Genomic DNA, 1,204 nt, shown 5'->3' with positions numbered 1-1,204 from the left:
TCAACGCCACCATCGAGGCGGCGCGCGCCGGCGAGGCCGGCCGCGGCTTTGCGGTGGTCGCCTCCGAGGTCAAGGCTTTGGCCGAGCAGACCGCCAAGGCCACCGGCGAGATCGGCCAGCAGATTGGCAGCATCCAGGCGGCGACGCAGGAATCGGTCGGCGCAATCCGCGAGATTTCCGGCACCATCGAGAAGCTTTCGGAGATCTCCTCGGCGATCGCCGCCGCGGTGGAGGAGCAGGGCGCCGCGACGCAGGAGATCTCGCGCAACATCCAGCAGGCGGCCATCGGCACGCAGCAGGTCTCGGCCAATATCTCCGAGGTGCAACGTGGCGCCGGCGAGACCGGCTCGGCCTCATCGCAGGTGCTGTCGGCAGCGCAGATGCTGTCCGGCGACAGCAACCGGCTGAAGGTTGAGGTCGATCGCTTCCTGAGCACGGTCCGCGCCGCCTGAGCGCGGCGCTTATCCCCGCCGTTCGTCGACAGACAGGGCGTGGCCACAAGGCCGCGCCTGTTCGTTTCGCCATCGTCTCCGTAGTTTACGGGAGAAAAAATTAATCAAATTACGCCGTTTGGCCGCTCAGATTGGCAGCGTTCCAAATCGCTGATGATGCGGGAGAGACATGGTCGGCTCGGGCCCAGACCGGTTCTCGTCGGTCATCAGGTATCAGACGAGGTCGTTCGATGTCTTTCCTGTCGCGCTTTCGCGTGCTCACCAAAATTCTTGCCATCGTCTTGTTGATGGCCGCTGTAGCCGGAGCGATCAGCTGGGTCGCGATTGGCGCATTGGAGACCGTCGCAGAAGGCGCCGCCAATATGAAGGCGGCCGCCAGCCGGGCTCTCGTTGCGGCGCGAGCCAATCAGAGCGTGATTGCGCTCAATCGCGCCGAATTCCGCGCGGCGCTCGACCCGCGACAAGACAATCGTGAGGCCACCCTCAAGGTGATCGACGAGCAGCGCAAGCAATTCGCCGAGCGCCTTGAAGAGGTTGCCAAGACCAGGGACGACCAGGCGCGCGCGATGATCCCCGATGTCCGTGCCGCCTATGCCGAGTACGAGAAAGGGATTCAGGAGACGATCCGCGTCGTTAGCGCCGCCAAGGACGTGCAACTCAGCGAGCAGGCGGAGAGAATGCGCGACGTCGCGATGAAGAGCCGCGCCAGCGCCGAGAAGCTCCAGGCGAAGATGAAGGATGTTGCCGACAGA

At 64.3% G+C, this 1,204-nt stretch carries 2 protein-coding genes; both read left to right on the top strand.

The genetic code is table 11. The features are described 5' to 3' along the window. Positions 1-452: methyl-accepting chemotaxis protein (locus tag HL671_RS37815; protein ID WP_246706087.1), on the top strand; the 452-nt coding region annotated here is incomplete at its 5' end. Positions 453-583: 131 nt separating this feature from the next. Continuing rightward, on the top strand, positions 584-1,204 hold a 621-nt coding region (locus HL671_RS37810; RefSeq protein WP_246706085.1), incomplete at its 3' end, for an MCP four helix bundle domain-containing protein.

Origin of the sequence: Bradyrhizobium denitrificans, from assembly GCF_013179005.1 — a bacterium.
GTDB classification, from domain to species: Bacteria; Pseudomonadota; Alphaproteobacteria; order Rhizobiales; family Xanthobacteraceae; genus Bradyrhizobium; species Bradyrhizobium denitrificans.
The sequence above is the reverse complement of the archived record's forward strand: the minus strand, read 5'-3'. Positions and strand labels throughout refer to the sequence as shown.